Source organism: Providencia sp. PROV129 (genome assembly GCF_028482245.1).
Lineage (GTDB): Bacteria > Pseudomonadota > Gammaproteobacteria > Enterobacterales > Enterobacteriaceae > Providencia > Providencia vermicola.
Window position 1 is genome coordinate 1 of the sequence record NZ_JAMPQD010000065.1, and the last position, 1,084, is coordinate 1,084.

Genomic DNA, 1,084 nt, shown 5'->3' on the forward strand with positions numbered 1-1,084 from the left:
CCCTCCCGCTATACCCGCGGCCAGGCTCGCAAACGCACTTACCGTCGATTTTTCATCTTCCGTTAGCTCACTTGGCTTTTTCTTATACAGCTCTTGCGACAGCATTCCCACCGCTTCTGCCGTCATCGCACCTAACGATTGCGCTCCTGCATTTTCACCTTTTGCCAGTGCTAATGCAACATTCGCAATACCGTGCGCCGCTATACGACCCTCTTTATTTTCAGCTGGGATATGTTGCGCTATTTGATTCGCGATATACGGCGCACTCGCATTCGCCACCGCTTTATTTACATCCCCATTCACCAAGCCTTGGATTAACGCTGTGCCCGACTCCACTATGCGGCGTTTATCGCCTCCCACGCCCCATTCAGATTTGTTAACTTGAGCTTGAATAGCATCTTCTCTTTCCTTGCCACTCAACTCAGGGTGCGCTCTATCTACATCCTTCGTGGCTTTTATGGTTGCATCCGTCACCGCAATATCCGTAATCTGCTTACCTAACTCGCCGACTAGCTGCGTTTTCTCTATCCGTTTCTGCTCTTTTTCTTTGTCAAAAATCGTGTTCAGCTTCTCGTGGGCATTATCAGTATCACGGCTTAACGTATTGACATCCTGTTTCTGATTATCCTTATCGCGGATAACAATCTCACCTTCCGACACCCCCGCATGCGTGCTATTACTGTCTTTCCCTTTGTTATTCACATTGGTCAATAACGAACCTGCCGCATTACCCGCTAACTGGTCTTCAAATGGCGAGCCACCTGTGCTAAACCCGCCACTGTGGCTTTCCACTTTATACTCCGCTTTGTTTTTGATATCCCCAAAGCCCAGTGTGCCCGTGTCGAGCTTGTTCTTCTCGGCCTCTGCCGTGCTGCCAATCACCGCACCATCGAGCTGGGTGTGATTGCCCACCGTAATATCAAAACCGCCTTTGCCTGCATTGATACCCGTTTGTTTATCCACCGATTGATAATCACTGTGCATCTCGGTTTTATTCACATTCACCGATGCCGTGGTATTCAACCCTGTGCCAATGCTACCCGACAAGCTACCGCCTTTTTGCTTCGAGTCGTATTTGTCGGTG

1 protein-coding gene is annotated in these 1,084 nt (G+C 49.4%); it reads right to left on the bottom strand.

All coding sequences use genetic code 11. The features are described 5' to 3' along the window. The coding region (locus PSF27_RS20815) for a VENN motif pre-toxin domain-containing protein (protein ID WP_272682198.1) at positions 1-1,084 on the bottom strand (1,084 nt) is incomplete at both ends.